Below are 24,761 nucleotides of genomic sequence, written 5' to 3' on the forward strand. Positions count from 1 at the left end.
GCCGCTTGCACCGTATGGCTGAGGGTCGTTTTCGCGTACCCCCCCCGCCCCCCCCCCCCCGCCCCCCCCCCCCCCCCCCGGGCCCCCCCCCCCCCCCCGCGGGGGGGGGGGGGGGCCCCCCCCCCCCCGCGCCCCCCCCCCCCCCCCCCGCCTCCGGTCGTGTCAGTGCTTCGCCGCCTTGGCGATCTTCTTGCCGAGCTTCTTGCGTGCCTTCCGCGAACGCGGGTCGTTCCACAGCTCGCGCGCGGTCTGGGTCTTCGACTTCTTGTTCACGGGGCGGGTGGCGCGCGCGCCGAACCAGAACCCGATGAAGACGATGGCGCCGATGAGGATGATGCGGTTGCGCATGGGGACTCCTTCGATGGTGGTGCGGGCGGCCGAGGACCTCAGCCGGTGAAGCGGTTCCAGAGCTCCGTGACGATCGGCCACACGTCTCCGGCACGGTCTGCCGAACCGACGGCCACCAGGACGACCGGGACCGCGGTCACGGCGATGCTGATCAGGACGGCGAGCACGACGGCGATCGTCGCCGTGGTCGTGTGCCGCCGGGTGAACGCCAGGAGCAGCAACCCGAGGACCACGACGGCCCCGAGCAGCGCCACGATCGTCACCCGGACGAACGGGAACGGGACGAGTCCGGCGGTGGTGGCGGTCACCCCGCCGAGGAACCCGACGAGGGGGAGGAACGCACCGAGCAGCGTCCCGAGGACCAGGACGACGCCGATGCCGCTCGCGATCCAGACGCCGCGGGGGCGGGGCCGCCGGACCTTCGTCCGGCGGTTGCCCGACCACGCGGTGGTCACGAGCGGTCCTGGCGGTGCCGACCGGCCTGCGCGTCGGTGTCCGACACGACCGGTGCGTCCGACCCGGCCGGTGCGTCCGACACGACCGGTGCGTCGTCAGCGGCGGCCTGTGCGGCCGCGTCGGCCGACTCGGCCGCTGCTGCGGCCGCGTCCTCCGCTGCCTCGGCAGCCGCAGCCGCACGATCCGCGGGCGCCGCGGACTCGGTGGCAGCAGGTTCGGCCACGGTGTCGACGACGGCATCACGTGCGCCGGCCGCGGCGTCCTTCGCCGAGTCGGCGGCGTCCGCTGCCAACTCGGAGGACCGGACGAGCGCCTCCGCTGCCGCGTCCCGGACGTTGCCGGTGGTCTCGGCCGCGCTGTCGACGGCGCGCTTCGTGGCGTCGGCGGTCACGTCCGCCGCACGGCGGGTGGCGTCGGCCGTGGCATCGGCTGCCTTGCCGGCCTGCTCGACGGTGGCCTCCGCGGCGTCGCGGGTGGCGTCGGCGGCCTGTCGAGCGACGTCGGCCGTCGCCTCGGCGGTGCGCTTCGTCGCGTCGGCCGTGGCGGACGCGGCGCGCTTCGTGGCGTCCGCGGTGACCGTCGCGGCCTCCTTGAGCGCCTCACCCGTGGCGTCGGTGGCTCGCTTGGTGGCGTCGGCGGTGGCGGTCGCGGCCTGCTTGACCGCGTCGCCGGTGGCCTCTGCCGCGCGGCCGAGCGGGGACTGCTCGTCGTCGAACGGACCGTGCACGTCGAGCACCCGCACGTCGACCGACGTGGGGACGTCCGAGAGCTGGCGCGTGGCCGCGGTCACCTGCTTGCGGACCTCGTCCGCGACGGCGATCACCGGGTGCGGGTAGCTGACGACGACGGAGACCCGCACGCCGAGGGCGCCGTCCTCCTCGTCGACCTGCACCCCGGCGGTACCGGCGCTGCGTCCGAGCTGCTGTCGGAGCTGGTCGGCGGCGCGGGCGGCGATCCCGCCGAGGTGGTGCACGCCGGGGACGCCCAGAGCGGTCTCCGCCGCGGTCCGGGCGACGAGCGTCACGGTGCTCGCGTCGTCGGGAAGCGGCTCGGTGAGCTCCGCGGGCAGGGCCACCTCGGTGACCTGTGTGTGCGCATTCGGGTCGTGCTGCATGGTTCCTCCTCGTTCGGTCCGCCGGAACGCGTCGGGGCACTCGACCAGGCGAGTGCCCCGACACGGTTCGTGCGTCCTACTTCTTGAAGACGTCCTTGACGTCCTCGCCGGTCTGCTTGACGCTCGCGGCGGCCTGGTCCTTCTGGCCCTCGGCGACCTTCGAGTCGTCGTTCGTGGCCTTGCCGACCGCTTCCTTCGCCTTGCCGGCGAGGTCCTGAGCAGCGTTCTTGATCTTGTCGTCGAGTCCCATGACGGGTCCTTTCTTCGGTCGGGCGCGTGCCCGGTGGGTGGTGATCTGGTGGACCGGCAGGCCCGGTTCACGTCCGCCTGACGGCTGTCAGTGGACGCGGGTGGATTTGGCGAGGGTGGAGCGGGTGCCGCCGGTGAGGTGGACGAGGACGGGGACTTGCCGGCCGAGGGTGCGGTCCAGGACGGTGATGGCCTGGTCGACGGCGGTGAGGACGGTGACGGCGTCGCCGCCGCGGCGGACCGCGACGCGGATGCGTGCGGCGCGTTGGCGTCGGACGAGGTACGTGTCGACGCGGGCGCTGATGACGTCGCGGACGCCGTCGAGTTCGTGGTCGACGACGTCGCGGACGAGGGCGACGTTGACGGTGACCTGGTCGTCGCCGGAGCGTTCCCGGACGGCGACGGACGTGCCGCCGCCTCCGCGGGTGAACACCCACACCAACGCCAGGACGATCACCACGGCGCAGGCCGCGACGATGATCCACAGCGACGACGCCAGCACGCTCAGCCGGTTCGGGAGGGTCGCGTAGGGTTCGACGGCGTCGCGGACGGCGGGCAGGACGCCCGCGCCGATGGAGATGCCGACGATGACCGCGACGAGGCCGAGGACGAACAGGATGATCCGGTTCAGGGTCCGGTTGCTCTTGGTCATGCGAGGGTTCCCTTCTCCTCGACCGTGACGCTCACGCGTCGGCCGAAGCGTTCGTCGAGCCCCGACAGGCGGTCCCGGACGGCGTCGCGGATGACGGCGTCGTCGACGGGGATCCCGCTGACGGGAACCACACGGACCTTGGTGGAGCGTCCGCGGGCGGTCGCGGAGGCGTTGCCCTCCGGGACACCGGCGGCCATCCCCGCGGCGTTCGCGGCGGTGGAGGCGAGGATGCGGGTGTCGATGACGACGGCACCACGGTCGTGGTCGATGACGGAGCGGTGCTGCCGGCCGGGCTTCAGGGCCAGGACGATCAGGACCACACCGAGGACCACGAGGACCACGGCGATGACCTCGGCGATCGTGACGAACGCGGCGTCCGGGCGGAGCGCGGCGTCGACGACGGTCTGCGGGTCGGCGATCAGCGGGGGCCGGCCGATGGCGGCGAGGGCCGCTTCGGTGCCGATCCACGCAGCGACCAGGGCGAGCACCACGAGCGACACCGCCACGGCGGTCGAGCGGGAGCGGTGCACGCTCCGGCGACGGATGCGTCGTTCGACGGAACCGTTGCTCATGATGGCCTCCTAGGCGATCCGGGACCGGTGCTCGCGCACGATCCCGGTGAGTTCGATGTGGGCACTGCCGACGCGGCGGCCGGTGAGTTCTCCGACACGGCCCTTGACCTCGTCCGCGACCCGGGCGGTGCGGGTGACGATGTCGTCGCCCGCGGCGATGGGGCCGGTGATGTCGAGCGCGAGCGCGCCGGAGGTGTCGCCGAGACCGACGCGCACCCGCTTGGCGGGGGCGCCGAGCCGTTCGGCTGCGACGGCCCGCGCCAGCGAGGTCAGTGCGCGAGCGGTGATCTCGACGCGGCCCGGGACGTCCGGGCCGGCGTTCACCGGGAGCTCCGGCGTCCGGTCAGCACGTCGGCGAGGGCACCCCGGTCGATGCGGCCGGTGACGAGCGCGGCCACGAGGGCCCCGACGGCACCGAACACGACCACGAGCACGAAGCCCCAGAAGCCGAACTGCAGCGCCACGACGGCGAGGATCGCCCCGATGAGGGCTCCGATCAGTGTGTTGCTCATGCGACTCGCGCTTCCTTCTTCTCGTCGTCCTTGTCGTCGTCGTCACCCGGGATGAAGACGTCCTGCACGGTCACGTTCACCTCGGCGACCTCCATGCCGACGATCTGCTCGAGGGCACGGGCGACACCGGCACGGACGCCGTCGGCGACCTGCTGCAGTGCGACGGGGTACTCCGCGACGATCACGATGTCCGCGGCGACCTGCTTCTCGCCGACCTCGACCTTGACGCCCTGACCGAAGTCACGCTGGCCGATCGCGTCACGGATCGCTCCGATCGCACGCGCGGCGCCGTTGCCGAGGGAGTGCACCCCGTTGACCTCACGCGCAGCGATCCCGGCGACCTTCGACACGACGGTGTCGTCGATGACGGTCTTGCCCGTGACGCCGCCGGTGTGGGTGCCCGTGTTCCGAGCGACCGCCGAAGCCGTCGCAGCCGAAGCAGTCGTTGTGGTCGTGGTGTCAGCCATGTTCGTTCCTTCCGTTGACCCGCCGGGCGTTCCCAGCGGTTGCTGTTCACGGATGAGACGGGGCCAACCAGACGTTCGTCACACGGGGGTGATCGGATTCAGGAACTTTTCAGAGACACCGCCGGATGCCTGTGTTTCCGTACCCCGGCTGGTGGGACGTTCAGTGGACCGCGCTGATTCCGTCCGACCGGTTGCGCCCTGCAGCACCACGGATCGACCGTACGGCCGCCATCGGGGACTCGCCCCGTTCCTCCCGGAAGAGCTGCTGGAGCCGGCGCGGACGCACGCCCGCCGCGTCGGCGATCGCCTGCAGCGTCACCGGTTCGTCGGGGTGCGACTCGATGAACTCGACGGCTCGGCGGAGCCGCCAGGAGGCGCGGCCCGGCTTGGCGGCGCGCGACGAGCGGAGCGTCGTGGCCGGGTCCTCGCCGTACCGGTCGCGGTACGCGCCGGCGAGGCGACCGTGGTTCGTGAAGCCCCAACGTCGGGCGATCTCGGTGACGCTCTCGTCGCCGTCCGAGTGCAGGAGCTCGCGTCGGACGCGGTCGAGCCGGTGGTCGCGGAGGAACCGGTGCGGGGTCGAGTCGAGCGTTCTCGCGAAGACGTCCTGCAGCCCCCGCTGGCTGAGCCCGCACGCGACGGCGATCTCGGGGACCGAGGGACGCTCGGCGGCGTGCTCCTCGATGAACCGCACCGCGTCCCGCAGACGGTTCGCCACCGGGACGTCCGATCCGCGGTTCCGGATCGGGAAGGTGTCGAGGACGACGACGGCGAGCCGCCGGTTGAGTGCCGTCCGCATCGGTCCGAGCACGCGGTCGTCGACCAGCATCGGGCCGATCTCGCGGACGAGGTGGCGGAGGGGTTCCTGGCGCGCGACGGCCTCGTCCTGCTGCTCGAACAGGAGCGGCCCGTCGGGGAGGGCGAATCCGAGGTCCCGCCCGACCGTGCGGAGGAACCGGTCGGCGATGTGCACGCCGTTGTAGACCGTGCCCGTGGACTCGAAGCGGTAGGCCTCGGACGCCGAGGCGATGTACGGGCTCCCGGGCTCCACCACGCGGGAGCGGTCCGCGAAGTGCATCTCGAGCTGGCCCCTGGTGAGCCAGAACACGACGTGGTCGTCCCGCGGGCCGATGACGCCACCGCGCTTCCCGCCCTCGGCGCGCATCGTGCGGAGCGTCAGGTCGTCGTCGCCCACGACCGTGTACTCGTAGCGGGCGTCCTCGGTCGCGAACGTGTCCGAGGCGAAGTCCGAGCCGTGGTACTCGGCCTCGAAGATGTCGGAGTAGTCCGAGCCGTCGGCGTCCGCGAACCGCAGCCTGCGGAAGCCGTTCGTCGCCGCCTCGGTCATGGGCGCATCCTGCCACGGTTGCATCCTCTGTGCTCGGGAATACCCTAGGGGGGTACCGTATTGACAATGACGGAGGCCAGCATGCACGAACACGTCGGCTACATCGGCGACAAGGACGACCTGCTCAAGCGACTCCGCCGAGCCGAGGGTCAGGTCCGCGGCATCGCCCGCATGGTCGAGGACGAGACGTACTGCATCGACGTCCTCACCCAGATCTCCGCAGCGAACCGGGCGCTCGAGCGTGTCGCCCTGTCGCTGCTCGAGGACCACCTCAAGCACTGCGTCGCCGAGGCCGTCGCCGAGGGCGGCGAGGCTGCCGACGCCAAGGTCCGCGAAGCCAGCGAGGCCATCGCCCGACTCGTCCGCTCCTGAAGGGAACCACCATGAACACCGAACTGCTGCTCGTCGAGGGCATGACCTGCGACCACTGCGTGATGAGCGTCACCGAGGAACTCACCGAGCTCGACGGCGTGTCCGACGTCCGGGTGCGACTCGTGCCCGGCGGTGCGTCCGAGGTCACGGTGACGTCCGACGCCCCGGTGCCGTCCGACGCGCTCCGCGCCGCGGTCACCGAGGCCGGCTACGAGGTCGTGCGGTCGTGACGGACGGCGGGGTCGAACTCGACATCACGGGGATGACGTGCGCCTCGTGCGCGACCCGCATCGAACGGAAGCTCGGCAAGCTCCCCGGCGTCACGGCGACCGTGAACTACGCGACCGAGAAGGCCACGGTCTCCGGCAGCTCGGACACCGGCGCGCTCATCGCGGCCGTGGAGTCGGCGGGGTACGGGGCGTCCGTGCCCGCACCGGACGACTCCGGCACTCCGCGCGAGGACGATGCGTCCGCGGCGCTCCGCCAGCGCCTGGTCGTCTCCGCCGTCCTCGCCTTCCCCGTCGTCGTCCTGTCGATGGTGCCCGTGCTGCAGTTCCCGAACTGGCAGTGGCTGGCCCTCGCACTCGCCGCCCCCGTGGCCGTCTGGGGCGCCCTGCCCTTCCACCGCGCTGCGTGGGTGAACGCCCGGCACGGTGCCGCGACGATGGACACCCTCGTGAGCGTCGGCGTCCTCGCGGCGTTCGGGTGGTCGCTGTACGCGCTGTTCCTCGGCGACGCCGGGATGCCCGGCATGCACATGACCTTCTCGTGGTTCGCCACCGACCCCGAGGCGAGCGACCTGTACCTCGAGGTCGCATCCGCCGTGACCGTGTTCATCCTCGCCGGGCGGTACATGGAGGCCCGCGCGAAGCAGCAGTCCGGGGCCGCGCTCCGCGCCCTGCTCGAACTCGGGGCGAAGGACGCGACGGTGCTCCGCGACGGATCCGAGTCCCGCGTGCCCGCCGCCTCGCTCGTCGTCGGCGACGTGGTCGTCGTGCGGCCGGGGGAGCGGATCCCGAGCGACGGCACCGTGCGCGAGGGCTCGTCGGCCGTCGACCTCAGCATGCTCACCGGCGAGTCCGTACCGGTCGAGGTCCGCCCGGGCGACGACGTCACCGGCGCCACGATCAACGTCGGCGGGCGGCTCGTCGTCACGATCACCCGGGTCGGCGCCGACACCGAACTCGCCCGCATGGGTCGTCTCATCGAGGACGCGCAGACCGGGAAGGCCGAGGTCCAGCGCCTCGCCGACCGGGTGTCCGGCGTCTTCGTCCCGATCGTCATCGGGCTCGCGGTGCTGGCCTTCGTCGGGTGGCTCGTCCTCGGCGGCTCCCTGACGGCGGCCTTCACCGCGGCGGTGGCCACGCTCATCATCGCGTGCCCCTGCGCGCTCGGACTCGCGACCCCCACCGCGTTGCTCGTCGGGACCGGCCGGGGATCGCAGCTCGGGATCCTCATCGGCGGTCCGCAGGTCCTCGAACAGACCCGCGGCGTCGACACGATCGTCCTCGACAAGACCGGCACGGTCACCACGGGGTCGATGGCCCTCCGCTCGGTCACCGGCACGCCGGACACCGACGACGCGGCCGTCCTCCGGCTCGCCGCCGCGGTCGAGGACGGCTCCGAGCACCCGGTCGCGCGGGCGATCGTCACGGCCGCACGGGCCCGCGGACTCGACGTCGGCGGTGCGGCGCAGTTCACCGCGACGCCCGGCGCCGGCGTCCAGGCGGTCGTCGACGGCGAGGTCGTCCTCGTCGGGACCGTCGCGTGGCTCGAGGAGTCGTGGGCGATCACGGTGCCCGACGCCGTGGCGCAGACGGTCCGGGATGCCGAGGCGGACGGCGGCACGGCGGTCGTCGTCGCGACGGACGGACGCGCGCTCGGCGTGGTCGTCGTCGCGGACACGGTCAAGCCCGAGGCAGCGGACGCCGTCCGGCGCTTCGTGGAGCTCGGCCTGCACCCGGTGCTGCTCACCGGCGACAACGAGGGCGCTGCCCGTGCCGTCGCCGCCGCGGTCGGCATCGACGAGGTGCACGCCCGCGCCACCCCGGCCTCGAAGCTCGAGACCGTCCGTCGCCTGCAGGCCGAGGGGCGCAGTGTGGCGATGGTCGGCGACGGCGTGAACGACGCCGCGGCCCTCGCCGCTGCCGACCTCGGCATCGCGATGGGGGCCGGCACGGACGCGGCGATCGCAGCGAGCGACATCACGGTGGTCAGCGGCCGCCTGACGGTCGTGGCCGAGGCGATCCGGCTGTCCCGGGCCACCCTGCGCACGATCAAGGGGAACCTGTTCTGGGCGTTCGCGTACAACGTGGCGGCGATCCCGCTCGCGATGGCGGGGCTGCTCAACCCGGTGCTCGCCGGTGCCGCGATGGCGTTCTCGTCGGTGTTCGTCGTGACGAACAGCCTGCGCCTGCGCCGCTTCACCCCGCTGCCCGGGTGACGCGCGCAGCGAACGCACCCCGCGCCTCCCGTCCGGCGGTGCGCGCCACCCGTCGGACGGCGCTACGCTCGAAGACGGTCCGCGACGCAGCGCTGCGGTGACCCGCGGGCTTGTACGTCTTGAAGGTGATCCCAGGAGGACCCAAGTGACCGAATCCGCTCCCGTCGACCCCACATCGACCGACGGCTGGAAGAAGCTCGCCGGCATCGCCGACGGCTTCACCCCGGACCTGCGAGGGTGGTTCGACACCGACCCCGGTCGTGCCGAGCGCTACACGTTCCAGGCCGCCGACCTGACCGTGGACCTGTCGAAGGGCCTCGTCACCGACGAGATCCTCCAGGACCTGCTGCAGGTCGCGAAGGACACCGGCGTCGCCGAGCGCTTCCAGGCGATGCTCGCCGGTGAGCACATCAACGCCACCGAGGACCGCGCCGTCCTGCACACCGCCCTCCGCCGCCCGAAGGGTGCCTCGCCGGCGCTCGTCGTCGACGGCCAGGACGTCGACGCCGACGTGCACGCCACGCTCGACAAGGTCTACGCCTTCGCCACGAAGGTCCGCGACGGGTCCTGGACCGGTGTCACCGGCAAGCGCATCGAGACCGTCGTGAACATCGGCATCGGTGGCTCGGACCTCGGCCCGGTCATGGTCTACGAAGCCCTGAAGCCGTACGTGCAGCCCGGGCTCGAGGCGCGCTTCGTCTCGAACATCGACCCCGCGGACATCTACGAGAAGACCGCGGACCTCGACCCCGAGACCACGCTCTTCATCGTTGCCTCGAAGACCTTCGGCACGCTCGAGACCCTCACGAACGCCCGCCTCGCACGGCAGTGGCTCTGGGAGCGGCTCGGCCTCACCGACGCCTCCGACGACGAGAAGTCGAACGCCGTCGCGAAGCACTTCGTGGCCGTCTCGACCGCGCTCGACAAGGTCGCCGCGTTCGGCATCGACCCGGAGAACGCCTTCGGCTTCTGGGACTGGGTGGGCGGCCGCTACTCGGTCGACTCCGCCATCGGCACGAGCGTCGTCATCGCCATCGGCCCGGAGAACTGGGAGCAGTTCCTCGCGGGCTTCCACGCCATCGACGAGCACGTCCGCACGACGCCGCTCGAGCAGAACGTCCCCGTCCTGATGGGCCTGCTCAACGTCTGGTACTCGAACTTCCTCGGCGCGCAGAGCCACGCGGTCCTGCCGTACACGCAGTACCTGCACCGCTTCGCCGCGTACCTGCAGCAGCTCACCATGGAGTCGAACGGCAAGCGCGTCCGCTGGGACGGCTCGCCCGTCACCACCGAGACCGGCGAGGTCTTCTGGGGCGAGCCGGGCACGAACGGCCAGCACGCGTTCTACCAGCTCATCCACCAGGGCACGCGACTCATCCCGACGGACTTCATCACGGTCGCGAAGCCCGCTCGTCCGCTCAAGGACGAGACCGGCGACGGCGGGGCCGTGCAGCCCGGGCAGGACGTGCACGCGCTGTTCCTCGCGAACTTCTTCGCGCAGACGAAGGCGCTCGCGTTCGGCAAGACCGCGGACGAGGTCCGCGCCGAGGGCACCACGGACGAGGCCATCGTCTCCGCCCGCACGTTCACCGGCAACAAGCCGTCGACGTCGATCCTCGCGCCGGAGCTCACCCCGAGCGTCCTCGGCCAGCTCATCGCGCTGTACGAGCACATCGTGTTCACCGAGGGCACCATCTGGGGCATCGACTCGTTCGACCAGTGGGGCGTCGAGCTCGGCAAGCAGCTGGCGCTGCAGATCGCCCCGGCGGTCGATGGTGACCAGGCTGCGCTGGACGCGCAGGACTCCTCGACGAAGGCGCTCATCGCCAAGTACCTGGAGCTGCGCGGCGAGTAACGCACGCACCTGACTGACGGGAGGCGCGGTGCCGGCTGGCACCGCGCCTCCCGTCCGTCTGCTGGTCGCCCTGCGGCCGGCGGCCGTCGCTGCCGCGCTACTTCCTGCCGCCGCCGAGCAGGCCGCCCAGGCTGCCGAGGATGCCGCCGACGTCGAGGCCGCCGCCACCCTTGCCGCCGGCCGCCCCGCCGGCCGCACCGGAGCCGCCACCGAGGAAGCCCCCGAGCAGCCCGCCGATGTCGAACCCGCCACCGCCCGACTGCGTCGCCGCCTTCTCGTTCCCGAGCTTGCTCAGCACGATCGGCGCGACGAGCGGGAGCACCTTGCCGATGATCCCGCCGAGGTCCACGCCGCCGCCGGTGCTGCCGAGCGCCGCCGCCACGTCCTGCTGCTTGCCGCCGAAGACGTTGGCGACGATCTTGTTGCCGTCCTCCTCGTCGACGTCGTCGATCGTGCTGGGGTCCGGCTTCGCGGCGTGCTTGTCGAGGGCCTTGTCGAGCGAGGCCGCGCCACCGTTCTCCACGTTCTTCTGCAGCCCGCCGACGAGCGCCGGGACCGCCCGGCTGACGGCGTTCCTCGCGGTCGCCTCGTCGATGCCGAGCCTCTTCGCGATGTCGCCGATCGGGATCGCCCCGCGGAGGTCGTCGAGTCCTGCCATGGTCGTCCACTTCCGTTCGTGGTCGTCGGCTTACCGTGCGGGAGCGCACGAGGTGCCGCTGCTGGCTGGAGGCTATCCGGAACCCGTTCGCGCGGTTCGTGTGCGGCGCTGTCGGCCGCACGGGTTACCGTCGGAGCATGGAGCGTTCGGAGATCCTCGCCGCGGCGGCTGCCGCGCACGCCGCCCGCATCGCCGAAGCCGGTGGTGACGACGCCGCCGCCCGCGAGCGGGCTGAACTCGTCCGGAAGCGGGCGGACGGGCTCGTCGACCGGATCGAGCGGAGCGAAGCCGCGGACGACGCCGCGCGCGACGCCGACCGTCGGCGGGCGGGAGAGGCCGACCGTGCCGCCTCCCGGACCGAGGGCTCGCTCTCGGACTGGCACCGGATGGGCACGCGGCGCGGGGTCACGCCCGACGAACAGGTCCGCACGGCGTGGACGGTCACGGGTGTGCCGGAACCGGGTGACGCGCGGGCCCTGGCGAACATCCTGCTGTCGACCGCGGGGCACGCCGGACGCGTCGCCGACGCCGCACGGAAGAACCCACGACTCTCGGGTGCCGCGAGCGCCGCGGCGCGGCGGACGGTCCGGCGCTACACGGACCACGGTGCGGACATGGCGTCGTTGGGGGACGTGCTGGACGAGTCGACCAACGACGACGAATGATCGCTGACCAGGACTTTCGTGGAGCGATCCAATCGTCATGTTGTCTTCATGACCGATTGACAGGACATGGATTCGGGTTACGATCCTTCCAAGCGATGCAGCCTGATCACTGACGAAGGAGTCACCCGCATGGTCGACATCAAACCGACAGCCCCGAGCGTCCCGCTCCCGCCCGTCGGACAGGGTCCGCACGTCCGCCGCCTCGGCGTCCTCGCGCTCGTCGCCACCTTCGGCGGGCTGCTCTTCGGCTACGACACCGGCGTGATCAACGGCGCGCTCCTGCCGATGAAGCAGGAGCTCGGCCTGACGAACCTCACCGAGGGCGTCGTCACGAGCTCGCTCCTCTTCGGTGCCGCGATCGGCGCCATGCTCGGCGGTCGGATCGCGGACGGCTGGGGTCGCCGCAAGACGATCATCCTGCTCGCGGTCACGTTCTTCGTCGGCACGCTGATCTGCGTGTTCGCGCCGGTGTTCGGCGTGATGGTGGTCGGTCGTGTCCTGCTCGGTCTGGCGGTCGGCGGTGCGTCCACGGTCGTCCCGGTGTTCCTGGCCGAACTCGCCCCCTACGAGATCCGCGGGTCGCTCTCCGGCCGCAACGAGCTCATGATCGTCATCGGGCAGCTCGCCGCCTTCGTCGTGAACGCGATCATCGGCAACCTCTGGGGTGAGGGCAACGGCGTCTGGCGCGTCATGCTCGCCGTCTGCGCGCTCCCCGCGATCGCACTGTTCGTCGGCATGCTGCGCGTCCCCGAGTCGCCGCGCTGGCTCGCGTCGAAGGGCCGCAACGACGAGGCGCTCGAGGTCCTCGGGCAGATCCGCTCGAAGGAACGCGCCGAGGCCGAGCTCGAGGACATCAAGCGCTCGAACGAGTTCGAGTCGAAGGTGCAGCAGCAGAGCGGCTGGCGCACCCTGCTCGGCAACAAGTGGCTGATCCGCATCGTGCTCATCGGCGCCGGCATCGGTGTCGCCCAGCAGCTCACCGGTATCAACTCGATCATGTACTACGGCCAGACCGTGCTCATCGAGTCGGGCTTCCAGCAGTCGGCGGCACTCATCGCGAACATCGCCCCCGGGATCATCGCCGTCATCGGTGGCGTGATCGCGATCTACAACATGGAGAAGATCAACCGGCGCACGACGCTCATCCTGGGCTACTCGCTGACGACGGTCTGCCACTTCCTCATCGGCATCGCGTCGATGACGCTCGTCGAGGGCAACCCGGCCCGCCCGTGGGTCATCCTGTTCCTCGTCGTCGCGTTCGTGGGTTCGATGCAGACGTTCCTCAACATCGCCACGTGGGTGATCCTGTCCGAGATCTTCCCGACGCAGATCCGTGCGCTCGGTATGGGCATCGCGGTGTTCTGCCTCTGGATCGCGAACGCGTTCCTCGGGCTGTACTTCCCGACCATCGTCGCCGCGACCGGCATCACCGGGACCTTCTTCGGTTTCGCGATCGTCGGCGTGCTCGCCCTGCTCTTCATCTGGAAGTTCGTCCCGGAGAGCCGCGGCCGCACCCTCGAAGAGGTCGAGGAGGGTGTCACCACCGGCAACATCTTCACGGTCCCCGCGAAGCAGGCACGGCGGTAGAGCCCACCGACGCAACGGACTGGAGGCGCGGTGCCAGCTGGCACCGCGCCTCCAGTCCGTTGCACTGTCGCGTCTACGGGCGCAGGAGCACCTTGCCGACGCGGCCGGCGGTGTCCGAGGCGCGGACCGCGTCGCGGACGTCCTCGAAGGCGAACGTCTCCGCGACGGGGAGCGTCAGCGAACCGTCGAGCACGCGGGTGATGAGCTCGCCGAAGAGCTGCCCCTTCGTCTCAGCAGGCATCGTCTTGCTCACGACACTGCCCCAGAATCCCTTCACCGTGAGCTGGCCGAAGATGACCTTGCCGGACGGGATCTCGAGCGTGGGGGAGGCCATCGCGCCGAACACGACGAGGGTGGCGTTCTCGCCGAGGACGCTCGCGATGTCGCCGGCTGCCTTGCCGCCGACGGACTCGACGCCCGCGACGATCGGCGCACCGCCGGTGATCGCGGCGACCTGGTCCTTCCAGTCGTCCGCGTCGGTGGCGACGATGCGCTCGATGCCCTGCTCGCGGAGTTCCTCGACGCCGGCGGCGCGGCGGACGAGCCCGATGACGTTGATGCCACGCGCGGCGCCGAGCTGGGCGACCATGCGGCCGACCGCGCCGTTCGCGGCGTTCTGGATCAGCCAGTCGCCCTCGTGCAGGTCGAGCGAGTGCAGCAGGCTGATCGCGCTGAACGGCATCGAGACGAGCTGTGCCGCGGCCTCGTCGGGCATCGCGTCGGGCACCGGGACGAGCCCGGCGGCGTTCGCGGTGTAGTACTCGGCCCAGACGCCGAACGCCCCGCCGGCGACGCGCTGGCCGACCTGCAGGTTCGTGACGCCCTCGCCGAGGGCCTCGACCACGCCGAGCGCCTCGGTGCCGGAGGCCGCCGGCAGTTCGGGCTTGAAGCCGTAGGTGCCGCGGACGGTCCAGAGGTCGTGGTTGTGGATGGGGGAGAGGACCGTGCGGACGAGGACCTCGCCGGTGCCGGGGGTGGGGACCGGGCGCTCCTGCACGCCGAGGACCTCGGCCGGCTCGGCGAAGGTCTCGTGGACGACGGCGCGCATGGTGGTGGGGGTGGTGCTCATGGACTAGTCCTCCGAGACGGTGATGGTGACGTCGATGTTGCCGCGGGTCGCGTTCGAGTACGGGCAGACCTGGTGCGCGGCGTCCGCGAGGGCCTGTGCCTGGTCGTGCTCGAGCCCGGGCAGGACGACCTCGAGCAGCACGGCCAGCTGGTAGCCGCCCTCGCCGTTCGGGCCGATCTGCACGCGGCCGCCGACGGAGGAGTCGGCGATCTTCACCTTCTGGCTGCGGGCGACACCCTGCAGTGCCGAGTGGAAGCACGCGGCGTACCCGGCGGCGAAGAGCTGCTCGGGGTTGGTGCCGGCGCCCGAGCCACCCATCTCCTTCGGGATCGCGAGGTCGAGCGCGAACGAGCCGTCGCTGGTGGCGACGCGGCCGTCGCGGCCGGCGCCGGTGGAGAGGGCCTCGGCGGTGTAGAGGGCTTCCATGGTGTTCCTTCCTTCGTGGGGTCAGTGGTCCGCGGCGGCGCGGTTCGGCGTCGCAGCGGCGTGCATGGTCTCGGTCAGCCGGTGCAGCGTCGCGATGAGTTCCGTCGCGGCGTGCTCGTCGGGCAGGCCCATCCCGGCCGCGATCGTCGACGGGATGTGGGCCAGTTCGCCGCGGATCGAGCGGCCGCGGTCACCGAGCGTGATCGTGACGACCCGCTCGTCGGTGCTGCGACGTTCGCGACGGACGAGGTCCGACTGCTCCATGCGGCGCAGGAGCGGCGAGAGGGTGCCGGAGTCGAGCTGCAGGTGGTCGCCGAGACCGGAGACGGTCTGGTCGCCCTCGATCCACAGCGTCACGAGGACGAGGTACTGCGGGTAGGTGAGCCCCCACGGTTCCAGCAGGGTCCGGTACGCCTGCGTGGTCGCACGGCTCGCCGCGTAGAGGGAGAAGCACACCATCTCGTCGGTCACGGGCATGCCACAAGCATTGCACGCAACTCAGTTGTGCACAACCGTATCGGGGACACCTGTTGCCGATCTGTCCCGGTCACGCCCCGGTCGACCGCCCATGGTCACCGCCGTCCCGACCGCGGCGAGGACGACGCCGATGCCCACGACCTGCGCGGACGAGAGCGTCTCCCCGGCGACGAGGGTCCCGATCGCGAGCGCCACGATCGGGCTGAGGAGCCCGAGGAACGCCGGCACCCGGGTCGGCAGTACCGCGAGGCCACGGAACCAGACCAGGTACGCGAACGCCGTTCCCACGATCGCCAACCACGCGTACCCCGCGACGGCGCCGAGCGTCACCCCCGACGTCGGGAGTGGCTCCGTCGTCAGGGTCAGCGCCGCCAGCAGGAGTCCGCCGGCGAGCAGCTGCCACGAGGTCGTCACGACCGGCGACTCGGTGGAGGCCCAGCGCTTCGTGAGCACGACGCCGACTGCCATCGACCCAGCGCCGAGCAGGGCGGCGGCGACACCGACCGGGTCGAGTGCCGCCTCGGCGCGGAGCGCGACCAGGGCCACGCCGACCAGCCCTCCGGAGCCCGCGATGATCGTGACGGGGGTCAGTCGTTCCGCGAGGAACCGGGATGCCAGCAGAGCGACGAGCAGGGGTTGCACGCCGCCGATCACCGCCGCGACACCTCCGGGTAGTCGATCCGCGGCGACGAACAGGAAGGCGAAGAACGCGCCGATGTTCAGGGCGCCGAGCACCAGTGACCGCCACCACCACGCGCCGCGGGGCAGACGCCGGCAGATCGCGAGCAGGATCAGCCCGGCGGGGAGTGCTCGCAGCGTGGCCGTCAGCAGTGGATGACCGTCCGGGAGGAAGGTCGTCGAGACGGAGTAGGTCGTCCCCCACACGACCGGCGCGAGAGCGGTCGTGGTGACGACGGCGATCCGATTGCTAAGCACTGAGCAAATGTACCTCAGTGCTGAGCGATTACGATCGCTGTGTGGACCACGTCGATCGAGTGCTCGCCCAGTGGCGCGCGGAGCGGCCCGATCTCGACCCGAGCCCGATGGCGGTCATCGGGCGGCTGAGCCGGGCGGCCACAGCGGTCGACGCCGCGCTCGCCGAGACGTTCGCCCGGCACGGGATCGACGCCTCGACGTTCGACGTGCTGGCGTCGCTCGTCCGGCAGGGTGCGCCGTACCGGCTCACCCCCGTCGAGCTGGCGACCCAGGCGATGGTGACCTCCAGTGCGGTGGCGCAACGACTCAACCGGTTGGAGTCGCTCGGGTACGTCCGTCGGACCGCGAACCCGGCTGACGGCCGCGGCAAGATCGTCGAGCTCACCACCGAGGGCAAGGCGCTGCTGGACCGGGTGCTGCCGGAGCACCTGGAGACCGAACGCCGACTCCTCGAACGTTTCACGGACGAGGAGCGCGTCGCGCTCGCTGGCCTGCTGGCGCGTCTGGCCGAGTGAGCGACCCGCGCCGCCCCCGGCGCGGGGTCCGGTGCGGCGGACGGGAGGCGCGGGGCGGGGCCGACCCGCGCCTCCCGTCCGTCAGTCGGTCGCGTCGGCGGTCGCCGGGGCGGCGTCCGGTCCGGCCTCCTCGGTGTCCTCCGGCCGGCTGCGCAGGCGCAGGGTCGCCGCGAGGCCGAGCACCAGGAAGCCCGCGGCCGACCAGGCGGCCGCGCGCGTGCCGTCACTGAACGCCTCGGCCGCAGCGGCTCCTGCCGTCGGACTCTGCTCGGTGAGTGCCGCGATCGACCCGCCGGAGGACGCGACCACGGCGTCCGCGATCTGCGACGCGGACGCGCTCGAGGCCCCGGCGTCCTCGAGCCGGTGCTGCAGCAGCGTGCCGGTCGACGTGAACAGCACCGTGCCGAGCACCGCGATGCCGAGCGCCGACCCGATCTGCCGGGCGGTGCTCTGGGCGCCCGAGGCCTCGCCGCTGCGCTCGACCGGGACGTCCCGCAGCACGACCCTCGTGAGCTGCGCGGTCGCGCGCCCGACACCGAACCCGTAGACGAACCGGCACACCGTACGCCCGGAACGGCGACCTCGTGGAGCGGGCTCACGGGCGGGGTACGGACACCGTCGAGCGCGCGCATGGCCGGGACGGTTAGGCTGACGTGACCCACGATGACCACCAACGACCTCGACAACTCAGCGACCACTGGAGCCGGCCCCACCCGCCGCACCGGTAGGGCGTCGTCCCACGGCAAGACGATCCTGATCGGGGAGCACGCCGTGGTCTACGGCGCACCCGCGCTCGTCCTGCCGGTCATCGACGCCGTGGTGGTCGCGACGGTCACGCCGATCGACGACGCCGAGGGGCACCACCTCGAGTCGACCGTGCACACCGGCCCGCTCGACCTCGCACCCGCCGCCGTGATGCCGACCGTCACCGCGGTCACCGCCACGCTGCGGCACTTCGGCGTGACGGACCGCCGCTTCCACGTGCGCGTCGACAGCGAGGTCCCCACCGCTCGCGGCATGGGATCGAGCGCGGCGGTGGCAGCGGCGGTGACCGCGGCGGTCGCGGACGCACTCGGCGAGACGCTCGACGCCGAGGCGCACCACGGACTCATCCAGGAGTGCGAGCGGGTCGCCCACGGTCGACCGTCCGGACTCGACGCCCGCGGGGTCGTCGCCGACGCACCGGTCTGGTTCGAGGGCGGCCGCATCGAGCCGGTCGAGCTCGGCGCCCGGTTCGCCTTCGTGGTCGCCGACACCGGGGTCCCCGGCCACACGCGCGAGGCGGTGTCCGCCGTCCGTGCCCGTCACGACGCCGACCCGGACGGCACCGGTGCCGTGATCGACCGGATCGGCGCACTCGCCCGACGCGCGCGGGCGACGCTCGTGGACGGCGACGCACAGGCGCTCGGTGCCACGATGGACGCCGCGCACGAGCTGCTCAGCGACCTCGACGTGTCGAGCGACGACCTGGACCGGCTCGTCGGCGCCGCACGTGCGGCCGACGCCCTCGGCGCGAAGCTCACGGGCGGGGGCCGCGGCGGATGCGTCATCGCCCTCGCCACGGACGTCGACCACGCGGACCGCATCGCGGCCGCACTGCGCGGCGCAGGTGCCGCAGCCACCTGGACCACCACGATCGGAGACCGCGCCTGATGACCGCCACCGCCGTCGCGCACCCCAACATCGCCCTCGTCAAGTACTGGGGCAAGGCAGACGCCGCACTCGCCCTGCCGGCGACCGGCAGCGTCTCGATGGGACTCGACGTGTTCCCGACGACGACGTCGGTGACCGTCGGCGACACGGCGGACGACACCCTCACGCTCAACGGCTCGGTCTCGACCGACGGGGCGCTCGTGCGGGTCACGCAGTTCCTCGACCTCGTGCGCGAGCTCGCCGGGTCCTCGGCGCGTGCGTCGGTGGTGTCCGAGAACACCGTGCCGACCGGAGCCGGACTGGCCTCGAGCGCCTCGGGGTTCGCGGCGCTCGCGACCGCGGCCGCGGCGGCGTACGGTCTCGACCTCTCCGCGCGCGACCTGTCCCGGCTCGCCCGACGCGGCTCGGGTTCGGCCACCCGGTCGATCCCCGGTGGCGTGGCGGTCTGGCACGCCGGCGACGACGAGGGCTCCTACGCCGAGCCGATCCCCGCGCCGCCGATGGCCATGGTCGTCGTGACGATCGACGCCGGCCCGAAGGCGGTCGGCTCGCGCGAGGCGATGCGGCGCACCATCGCGACGTCGCCGTTCTACCCCGCCTGGGTGACCTCGACCACCGAGACCGTCGGGGACATGCTCACCGCCTGCGCCGCGGGGGACTTCACCCGCATCGGCGAGCTGACCGAGAGCAACGCCCTCCGCATGCACGCCACGATCGAGGGCGCCTTCCCGCCCATCCGCTACCTCAACGCCCGCAGCGTCGCCGTGTTCGACGCCGTGGCCGAACTCCGTGCCGCCGGGGTCGAGGCGTACGCCACCGCCGACGCCGGCCCGAACGTCGTCGTGCTCACGAAGCCCGAGGACCGGGGCGCCGTCGCGTCCGCGCTCGCGGGCTTCGGCGACGTGATCGAGTCCGGTACCGGACCAGGCGCGCGCCTGCTCGGCTCCGAAGTCCCTGCGACGCAGGACCCGGAGGCACCCGCACCGGGTGTCGTCCGACCAGAGGAGTCCGCCGAGTGATCGAGTTCCGTGCCCACGGCAAGCTGTTCGTCGCGGGCGAGTACGCCGTCGTCGAGCCGGGCCAGCCGTCCGTCATCATCGCCCTCGACCGCGCCATCACCGCGCGCGTGCGCGAGGGCCACGGTGCCGGCAGCGTGCACTCCGAGGAGTACGGTCACCTCCCGCTCACCTGGACCCGCGCCGAGGACGGCATCGCACTCGACACCGAGCACCACCCGTACGACTACGTGATGGCGACGATCGACCTCGTCGAGAAGCTCCGCGCCGAGCAGGGCATCGCGCCGCGGTTCCACGACCTCCGCATCCACAGCCAGCTCGACGACGCGAGCGGCCGGAAGTTCGGGCTCGGGTCCTCGGCGGCGGTGACCGTCGCCACGGTGGGGGCCCTCGACCGCTTCTACGGGCTCGGGCTCTCGCAGCGGAAGCGCTTCCAGGTCGCCCTGCTCGCCACGATCCGGGTGAACCCGCGCGCATCCGGCGGGGACCTCGCCGCGAGCACCTTCGGCGGCTGGCTCCGCTACAGCGCGCCGGACCGCGAACGGCTCGCGGCGCAGCTCGACACCCGCACCGTGACCGAGATCCTCGGCGACGCGGACGCGTGGGAGGGCTTCGACGTCCAGCGGCTGCCCGCCCCCGAGAACCTCGAGCTGCTCGTCGGCTGGACCGGTTCGCCGGCCTCGACCACGAAGCTCGTCGGTGTCGTCCGTCGGCACCGCAACGGCGGCTACCAGGCGTTCCTCGACGAGAGTCGCACCTGCGTCGACGACCTCACCGTCGGTCTGCAGACCGGCGACGCCGAGCGCACCCTCGGGGCACTCCGGCGCGCCCGTGGGCTGCTCCAGCGCCTCGGCACGTCGGTCGGCTCGCAGATCGAGACCGAGCGACTCGCGACCCTGTGCGACGTCGTCGAAGCCGCGGGCGGGGCGGCCAAGCCGTCCGGTGCCGGCGGCGGCGACTGCGGCATCGCGCTCGTCCCGGCGGACACCGACCTCGCCGGCATCCACCGCGCCTGGGAGGCGCACGACATCAGACACCTCAGCGTCGCGGTGCAAGCGCCCGAAGGGAGCGTCGATGACTGACCTGCTGACCCCGATCCCCACGAAGTGGGTGGGGCCGATCCGCATCAGCGGCAACGCGGTGGAGGGCGAGCACGAGGTGCCGCTCGCCACGTACGAGTCGCCGCTCTGGCCGTCCGTCGGCCGCGGTGCCCGCATCTCGCGCATGGTCGAGGGCGGCATCGTCGCGACCGTCGTCGACGAGCGCATGACCCGTTCGGTCGTGGTCCGTGCCGACAGCGCGGCCGCGGCTCACCTCGCGACCGGGCGCATCCTCGCCCGGCAGGACGAGCTCGAGCAGATCGTCGCCGGCCAGAGCCGCTTCGCGAAGCTCATCGAGGTGCACCCGGAGATCGTCGGGGACCTGCTGTTCCTGCGCTTCGCGTTCACCACCGGCGACGCCTCCGGGCACAACATGGTCACGCAGGCGGCGGACAAGCTCCTGCCGGCGATCCTCGCGTGGGAGCCGGGCCTGCGGTACGTCAGCGTCTCGGGCAACTTCTGCACCGACAAGAAGGCCACCGCGGTGAACGGCATCCGCGGACGCGGCCGGAACACCGTCGCCGAGATCGTGATCCCGGGCGAGGTCGTCGAGAAGCGGCTCCGGTCGAGCGCGGCACGCATCGCCGAGCTCAACGTCGCGAAGAACCTCGTCGGGTCGACCATCGCCGGGGCCATCCGCTCCGCGAACGCCCACTACGCGAACATGCTCCTCGGCTTCTACCTGGCCACCGGGCAGGACGCGGCGAACATCGTCGAGGGGTCCCAAGGCATCACGAGCGCCGAGGACCGCGACGGCGACCTGTACTTCGCCACCTCGCTCCCGCACCTCATCGTCGGCACGGTCGGCAACGGCAAGGGCGGGGACCTGCCCGTCGTCGAGGACGCCCTCGTGCGCCTCGGCTGCCGCGAGGACCGCGAGCCCGGTGCCAACGCACGCCGGCTCGCCGCCCTCTGCGCCGCGACCGTCCTGTGCGGGGAACTCTCCCTGCTCGCCGCGCAGACCAACCCGGGCGAGCTGATGGCCGCCCACGTCGCGATGGAGCGTCGCGGCACGAAGCCCGCCGGAGGTGCAGCGTGACCCGCATCGGCATCCACGACCTCGCCGTCGCGACCGGGCACCACGTGCTCGAGCTGGACGACCTCGCCGAGCGCCTCGGGGTGGACCCCGCGAAGTACCACGTCGGCATCGGGCAGGACGCGTTCAGCGTGCCCGCTCCCGACGAGGACATCGTCACGATGGGCGCCGCCGCCGCGAAGGAGCTCATCGACCGACACGGTGCCGACGGCATCCGCACGGTGCTCTTCGCCACCGAGTCCGGTGTGGACCAGTCGAAGGCCGCCGGGGTGTTCGTGCACGGCCTGCTCGGGCTGCCGCAGAACGTCCGTGTCGTCGAGCTGAAGCAGGCCTGCTACGGCGGGACCGCTGCCGTCCAGCTCGCCCTCGGCATCGTCGCGCGTGCTCCGCGGGAGCGCGTGCTCGTCATCGCCGCCGACGTCGCGCGCTACGACGTCGACACGGCCGCCGAGCCGACGCAGGGTGCCGGCGCCGCCGCGATCCTGATCGCCGCCGACCCCGACCTCATCGAGATCGAGCCGGCCGCGGGTGTGTTCACCGCCGACGTCGACGACTTCTGGCGGCCGAACGACCGCTCCACCGCGCTCGTCGACGGCCGCCTGTCCGTGAGCGCCTACGTCGACGCGTTCGTCGGGGCGTGGGACGACCTCGCGGCGCAGGGGGGCCCGGCGTACGAGGACATCGTGCGCTTCGTCCACCACCAGCCGTTCACGAAGATGGCGCTCAAGGCGCACCGGAAGCTCACGCAGCACGTCGGGGTGCCCTTCGACGAGTCCGAGCTCGCTCTCGGGTTCACGTACAACAAGCAGACCGGCAACACCTACACGGCGTCGCTCTGGATCGGGCTGGCCGCACTGCTCGACCTCGACGACGACCTCGCCGGGGAGCGCATCGGCCTGTTCAGCTACGGGTCCGGCAGCGTCGGGGAGCTCATCACCGGCATCGTGCAGCCGGCGTACCGCGAGCACCGCCGTGTGGGTCGGGTCCGCGAGCTCCTCGCAGCCCGGGTGCCGCTCTCGGTCGACGCCTACCGCGAGCTGCACGCCGCGGGTGCCGCGACGAGCGAGGACGTCGAGCGTCCGCGGGTCACGGCTGCGCCGTACCGCTTCGCCGGGGTGCGCGGTGGCGCACGCCGCTACGAGGCGACCCGTCCCTGACGTGACCGCGCGTCCCTGACGTGACCGGCTGACGGACGGGAGGCGCGGTGCCGGCCGGCACCGCGCCTCCCGTCCGTCACGACTCACGCCGCTGCGGACAGGACCTCGCGTTCCAGACGCTGGTAGCTCGTCTCCATGCCGTCCGTCATGCCGGTCGCGAGGATCATGTCCCGCTGCTCCCGGTCGGGGTAGGTGATGCGGAGCGTCAAGAGCGTGACGCCGTCGGCCTCGTCGAACTGCAGGTCGTTGACGTTGGCCGGGAACGGCGCACCGGTCATCCGTTCGGTCGTGACCATGCGACGTTCCGGCTCGATGACGAGGTTCTCGCCCTCGAACCCGAACGCCTCGCCCTCGGTGTCCCCGACGGGCGCCCAGGCCTGCCGGAACGAGCCCCCGACGACCAGGTCGTTCTCGCACACCGTCATCTCCCACCCGTCCGGGCCGAGCAGCCAGCGGCGCATCAGCTCCGGCTCCGTGTGCGCTCGCCAGAGCAGGTGCCGCGGCGCCGCGAACGCGCGGGTGATGGCCACGTGGGTGTCGTCCACGATCTCGGTGACCGTGCCCCGGCCGAGGGCGTACTCACGGAGGTCGGCCAGCACCGTGTCGAGCTGCCCGAAGGCCTGCTCGTAGCCGTCGAGCATGCCCATCTCGAGCATGGCGTCGAGGTCGGCGGAGGACGCGAACGACGTCAGCACCGTCACCCGTGACCCGCTGTCGACGGTGTCGAACGACAGCACGGTCTCGCTCGCGGGCAGCGAGTCGTCGACCGTGCCCTCGGCGTCGGAGAACAGGTCGCGGAAGGCGATCCGGCGGGGTTCGTCGACCTCGGACACCTGCCAGAGTGCGTGGAACCGTTCGTTCTCGGGCGAGGTCATCCGGTAGTGGGCGACACCGCCGGGACGGAGGTCGAACGACGTGAACGTGGCGGGGAACCCGGGCGGGCCCCAGAAGCGTTCGAGCTGTCGGGGATCCGCGAACGCTGCCCAGAGGCGTTCGACGGGGACGGGGAACTCGGCCACGAGGGTCATGGTGAGCTCCTCGGGGTCGGTGTGGACGGACGTGGTCGGCATCAGTGGCTCCCTTGCGTTCGGTCGTCGCCGCGCGGCGCGCGGTCTGCTCCCAGCAGTGCGTCGAGCCGGTCGATCCGGCCGCGCCAGAGGTCCGCGTAGCCGTCGAGCAGCCCACGGACGCGATCGATCTGTCCCGGCTCGGCGCGCACGATGCGGGTGCGGCCCCGGGGTTCCTTGGTCACGAGTCCTGCTCCTTCGAGGACGGCGACGTGCTTCTGGACGGCGGCGAACGACATCGCGTAGGCGTCCGCGAGCGCGCTCACGGACGCCTCGCCGACCAGGGTGCGACGGACGATGTCGCGTCTGGTCGCATCGGCCAGGGCGTGGAAGACCCGGTCGACCTCGGCATCGCTCAGTTCGATTCGTGCAACCATTTGGTTGTACGTTACGACGGTCCTGCCCGCCGCACAACCCCCGCGGTGTACAAGGACGCATGGGTCAGCTCATCTACGACGGAGAGCCGCTCGACCTCCGGATCGACGACCGAGCGCTCACACACCTGCAGATCGTCATCGTGAACATGCTCCGGCGGGAGCACCGGTTCGCGTTCTCGTGGAAGGACGACGCCGTCCACGGCAACGGGCGCAGCACCATCTGGATGCACCCGAACGTGAGCCTGCACTTCAAGTTCTCCGGCAGCCGGGTGCCCCGGATCAACCGCAGCTGGCTCGAGGACCTCTACGCCGCCGCCACCTCGGGCTCCGGTCTCGTGCTCACCCCGGAGCCGTCGGACACGAGCACGGCGGACGACTCGGCGTGGTCCCGCGCGGTGGTGCCGGGCGACGCGGACGACGACTCCGGTACCGACGACGCGGGGTAGCACACTGCGCGTGAACGGTCAACGGGTCGCGCACGTCCGTGCAGTCTGAGTACGGTGGGCGTACCGCGCGAGTGATCGACTCCGGCCCAGGGAGCCGGTGACGGTGGCTCCGCGGTCGGAGGGGGGGAACCACGCGACGCGCGAGGAGTCCCGGATCAGGGGCCTCCCGGCCCACAGCGCCCCCTCGC

31 protein-coding genes are annotated in these 24,761 nt (G+C 72.0%); 13 read left to right on the top strand and 18 right to left on the bottom strand.

Features of this window, described 5'->3' with window-relative positions; translation table 11 throughout:
* Positions 1–162 precede the first annotated feature (162 nt).
* The 10 genes from J2X60_RS00005 to J2X60_RS00050 form a co-directional block, all read right to left on the bottom strand.
* Positions 163–348, bottom strand: a complete 186-nt coding sequence (locus J2X60_RS00005; protein ID WP_309886012.1) for a hypothetical protein — start codon at positions 346–348, stop codon at positions 163–165.
* A 38-nt stretch (positions 349–386) separates the two neighbouring features.
* Complete coding sequence (locus J2X60_RS00010) at positions 387–803, bottom strand: MFS transporter permease (protein WP_309776759.1); 417 nt, start codon at positions 801–803, stop codon at positions 387–389.
* Complete coding sequence (locus J2X60_RS00015; protein WP_309886014.1) at positions 800–1,918, bottom strand: Asp23/Gls24 family envelope stress response protein; 1,119 nt, start codon at positions 1,916–1,918, stop codon at positions 800–802. Before J2X60_RS00015 ends, J2X60_RS00010 begins: the two co-directional genes overlap by 4 nt.
* 76 nt (positions 1,919–1,994) lie before the next feature.
* The gene (locus J2X60_RS00020; RefSeq protein ID WP_070418037.1) at positions 1,995–2,168 is read right to left on the bottom strand and encodes a CsbD family protein; all 174 of its coding nucleotides are present in this window, start codon (positions 2,166–2,168) and stop codon (positions 1,995–1,997) included.
* A gap of 87 nt (positions 2,169–2,255) precedes the next feature.
* Positions 2,256–2,819 (bottom strand): hypothetical protein, encoded by a 564-nt coding sequence (locus J2X60_RS00025; protein WP_309886016.1) that lies wholly within the window; start codon positions 2,817–2,819, stop codon positions 2,256–2,258.
* On the bottom strand, positions 2,816–3,391 hold the full coding sequence (locus J2X60_RS00030; RefSeq protein WP_309886017.1) for a DUF6286 domain-containing protein: 576 nt from the start codon (positions 3,389–3,391) through the stop codon (positions 2,816–2,818). Before J2X60_RS00030 ends, J2X60_RS00025 begins: the two co-directional genes overlap by 4 nt.
* 9 nt (positions 3,392–3,400) lie before the next feature.
* Positions 3,401–3,715, bottom strand: a complete 315-nt coding sequence (locus J2X60_RS00035; RefSeq protein WP_309776741.1) for a hypothetical protein — start codon at positions 3,713–3,715, stop codon at positions 3,401–3,403.
* Positions 3,712–3,903: a DUF2273 domain-containing protein gene (locus tag J2X60_RS00040; protein ID WP_070418041.1), complete on the bottom strand. Its 192-nt coding sequence runs from the start codon at positions 3,901–3,903 to the stop codon at positions 3,712–3,714. Before J2X60_RS00040 ends, J2X60_RS00035 begins: the two co-directional genes overlap by 4 nt.
* On the bottom strand, positions 3,900–4,370 hold the full coding sequence (locus J2X60_RS00045; protein WP_092385867.1) for an Asp23/Gls24 family envelope stress response protein: 471 nt from the start codon (positions 4,368–4,370) through the stop codon (positions 3,900–3,902). Before J2X60_RS00045 ends, J2X60_RS00040 begins: the two co-directional genes overlap by 4 nt.
* 160 nt (positions 4,371–4,530) lie before the next feature.
* Entirely contained in the window at positions 4,531–5,718 is a 1,188-nt protein-coding gene (locus tag J2X60_RS00050; RefSeq protein WP_309886023.1) for a helix-turn-helix domain-containing protein, read from the bottom strand.
* Positions 5,719–5,784: 66 nt separating this feature from the next.
* On the opposite strand from J2X60_RS00050, the gene J2X60_RS00055 reads away from it, so the two are divergent.
* The 4 genes from J2X60_RS00055 (at position 5,785) to pgi (ending at position 10,388) form a co-directional block, all read left to right on the top strand.
* The gene (locus J2X60_RS00055; protein ID WP_139199276.1) at positions 5,785–6,090 is read left to right on the top strand and encodes a metal-sensitive transcriptional regulator; all 306 of its coding nucleotides are present in this window, start codon (positions 5,785–5,787) and stop codon (positions 6,088–6,090) included.
* A gap of 11 nt (positions 6,091–6,101) precedes the next feature.
* Entirely contained in the window at positions 6,102–6,320 is a 219-nt protein-coding gene (locus J2X60_RS00060) for a heavy-metal-associated domain-containing protein (RefSeq protein WP_070418044.1), read from the top strand.
* Complete coding sequence (locus J2X60_RS00065) at positions 6,317–8,533, top strand: heavy metal translocating P-type ATPase (RefSeq protein ID WP_309886025.1); 2,217 nt, start codon at positions 6,317–6,319, stop codon at positions 8,531–8,533. The genes J2X60_RS00060 and J2X60_RS00065 overlap by 4 nt, the downstream gene beginning before the upstream one ends.
* Positions 8,534–8,678: 145 nt before the next feature.
* Positions 8,679–10,388 carry a glucose-6-phosphate isomerase gene (pgi, locus tag J2X60_RS00070; RefSeq protein WP_070418047.1) on the top strand — a complete coding sequence of 570 codons (1,710 nt, stop codon included), beginning with the start codon at positions 8,679–8,681 and terminating at the stop codon, positions 10,386–10,388.
* 97 nt (positions 10,389–10,485) lie between these two features.
* Here pgi and J2X60_RS00075 read toward each other — a convergent pair whose 3' ends face one another.
* Positions 10,486–11,046, bottom strand: coding sequence for a DUF937 domain-containing protein (locus J2X60_RS00075; RefSeq protein WP_309886027.1), 561 nt, complete (start codon positions 11,044–11,046; stop codon positions 10,486–10,488).
* Between the two features lie 137 nt (positions 11,047–11,183).
* Here J2X60_RS00075 and J2X60_RS00080 point away from each other — a divergent pair, with 137 nt between their 5' ends.
* Both J2X60_RS00080 and J2X60_RS00085 read left to right on the top strand, forming a co-directional pair.
* Entirely contained in the window at positions 11,184–11,711 is a 528-nt protein-coding gene (locus tag J2X60_RS00080) for a hypothetical protein (protein ID WP_309886029.1), read from the top strand.
* Positions 11,712–11,840: 129 nt separating this feature from the next.
* A complete protein-coding gene (locus tag J2X60_RS00085; RefSeq protein ID WP_070418050.1) occupies positions 11,841–13,298 on the top strand; it encodes a sugar porter family MFS transporter in 1,458 nt (485 codons plus the stop codon).
* Between the two features lie 73 nt (positions 13,299–13,371).
* Here the strand turns inward: J2X60_RS00085 and J2X60_RS00090 are convergent, their stop codons facing one another.
* From J2X60_RS00090 to J2X60_RS00105, 4 genes are read right to left on the bottom strand one after another with little or no spacing between them, the layout of a single operon-like run.
* On the bottom strand, positions 13,372–14,346 hold the full coding sequence (locus tag J2X60_RS00090) for a zinc-binding dehydrogenase (protein ID WP_309886471.1): 975 nt from the start codon (positions 14,344–14,346) through the stop codon (positions 13,372–13,374).
* A 24-nt stretch (positions 14,347–14,370) separates the two neighbouring features.
* A complete protein-coding gene (locus J2X60_RS00095) occupies positions 14,371–14,793 on the bottom strand; it encodes an organic hydroperoxide resistance protein (protein WP_022905450.1) in 423 nt (140 codons plus the stop codon).
* Positions 14,794–14,814: 21 nt separating this feature from the next.
* Positions 14,815–15,270: a MarR family winged helix-turn-helix transcriptional regulator gene (locus J2X60_RS00100; protein WP_175473692.1), complete on the bottom strand. Its 456-nt coding sequence runs from the start codon at positions 15,268–15,270 to the stop codon at positions 14,815–14,817.
* Positions 15,271–15,291: 21 nt separating this feature from the next.
* Positions 15,292–16,206, bottom strand: a complete 915-nt coding sequence (locus J2X60_RS00105; RefSeq protein WP_309886032.1) for an EamA family transporter — start codon at positions 16,204–16,206, stop codon at positions 15,292–15,294.
* A 41-nt stretch (positions 16,207–16,247) separates the two neighbouring features.
* On the opposite strand from J2X60_RS00105, the gene J2X60_RS00110 reads away from it, so the two are divergent.
* Entirely contained in the window at positions 16,248–16,721 is a 474-nt protein-coding gene (locus tag J2X60_RS00110) for a MarR family transcriptional regulator (protein ID WP_309886034.1), read from the top strand.
* A gap of 81 nt (positions 16,722–16,802) precedes the next feature.
* Here J2X60_RS00110 and J2X60_RS00115 read toward each other — a convergent pair whose 3' ends face one another.
* The gene (locus tag J2X60_RS00115) at positions 16,803–17,282 is read right to left on the bottom strand and encodes a hypothetical protein (RefSeq protein WP_309886036.1); all 480 of its coding nucleotides are present in this window, start codon (positions 17,280–17,282) and stop codon (positions 16,803–16,805) included.
* A 102-nt stretch (positions 17,283–17,384) separates the two neighbouring features.
* Here J2X60_RS00115 and mvk point away from each other — a divergent pair, with 102 nt between their 5' ends.
* The 5 genes from mvk to J2X60_RS00140 are packed head-to-tail and all read left to right on the top strand — an operon-like array spanning position 17,385 to position 22,683.
* Positions 17,385–18,374 carry a mevalonate kinase gene (mvk, locus tag J2X60_RS00120; protein ID WP_083413974.1) on the top strand — a complete coding sequence of 330 codons (990 nt, stop codon included), beginning with the start codon at positions 17,385–17,387 and terminating at the stop codon, positions 18,372–18,374.
* Positions 18,374–19,393: a diphosphomevalonate decarboxylase gene (gene mvaD, locus J2X60_RS00125; protein ID WP_309886040.1), complete on the top strand. Its 1,020-nt coding sequence runs from the start codon at positions 18,374–18,376 to the stop codon at positions 19,391–19,393. The genes mvk and mvaD overlap by 1 nt, the downstream gene beginning before the upstream one ends.
* Entirely contained in the window at positions 19,390–20,472 is a 1,083-nt protein-coding gene (locus tag J2X60_RS00130) for a phosphomevalonate kinase (RefSeq protein WP_070418054.1), read from the top strand. The genes mvaD and J2X60_RS00130 overlap by 4 nt, the downstream gene beginning before the upstream one ends.
* A complete protein-coding gene (locus tag J2X60_RS00135; RefSeq protein WP_309886042.1) occupies positions 20,465–21,529 on the top strand; it encodes a hydroxymethylglutaryl-CoA reductase in 1,065 nt (354 codons plus the stop codon). The genes J2X60_RS00130 and J2X60_RS00135 overlap by 8 nt, the downstream gene beginning before the upstream one ends.
* Complete coding sequence (locus J2X60_RS00140) at positions 21,526–22,683, top strand: hydroxymethylglutaryl-CoA synthase (protein WP_070418056.1); 1,158 nt, start codon at positions 21,526–21,528, stop codon at positions 22,681–22,683. The genes J2X60_RS00135 and J2X60_RS00140 overlap by 4 nt, the downstream gene beginning before the upstream one ends.
* A gap of 83 nt (positions 22,684–22,766) precedes the next feature.
* Here the strand turns inward: J2X60_RS00140 and J2X60_RS00145 are convergent, their stop codons facing one another.
* Both J2X60_RS00145 and J2X60_RS00150 read right to left on the bottom strand, forming a co-directional pair.
* Positions 22,767–23,753, bottom strand: a complete 987-nt coding sequence (locus tag J2X60_RS00145) for an SRPBCC family protein (protein ID WP_309886044.1) — start codon at positions 23,751–23,753, stop codon at positions 22,767–22,769.
* Entirely contained in the window at positions 23,753–24,127 is a 375-nt protein-coding gene (locus J2X60_RS00150; RefSeq protein WP_309776727.1) for a metalloregulator ArsR/SmtB family transcription factor, read from the bottom strand. Before J2X60_RS00150 ends, J2X60_RS00145 begins: the two co-directional genes overlap by 1 nt.
* Positions 24,128–24,186: 59 nt before the next feature.
* Between J2X60_RS00150 and J2X60_RS00155 the strand changes: the two genes are divergently transcribed.
* A complete protein-coding gene (locus J2X60_RS00155) occupies positions 24,187–24,573 on the top strand; it encodes an ATP-dependent DNA ligase (protein ID WP_070418059.1) in 387 nt (128 codons plus the stop codon).
* The last annotated feature ends 188 nt before the right edge of the window (positions 24,574–24,761 follow it).

Origin of the sequence: Curtobacterium sp. 320 (assembly GCF_031455235.1) — a bacterium.
GTDB lineage: Bacteria > Actinomycetota > Actinomycetes > Actinomycetales > Microbacteriaceae > Curtobacterium.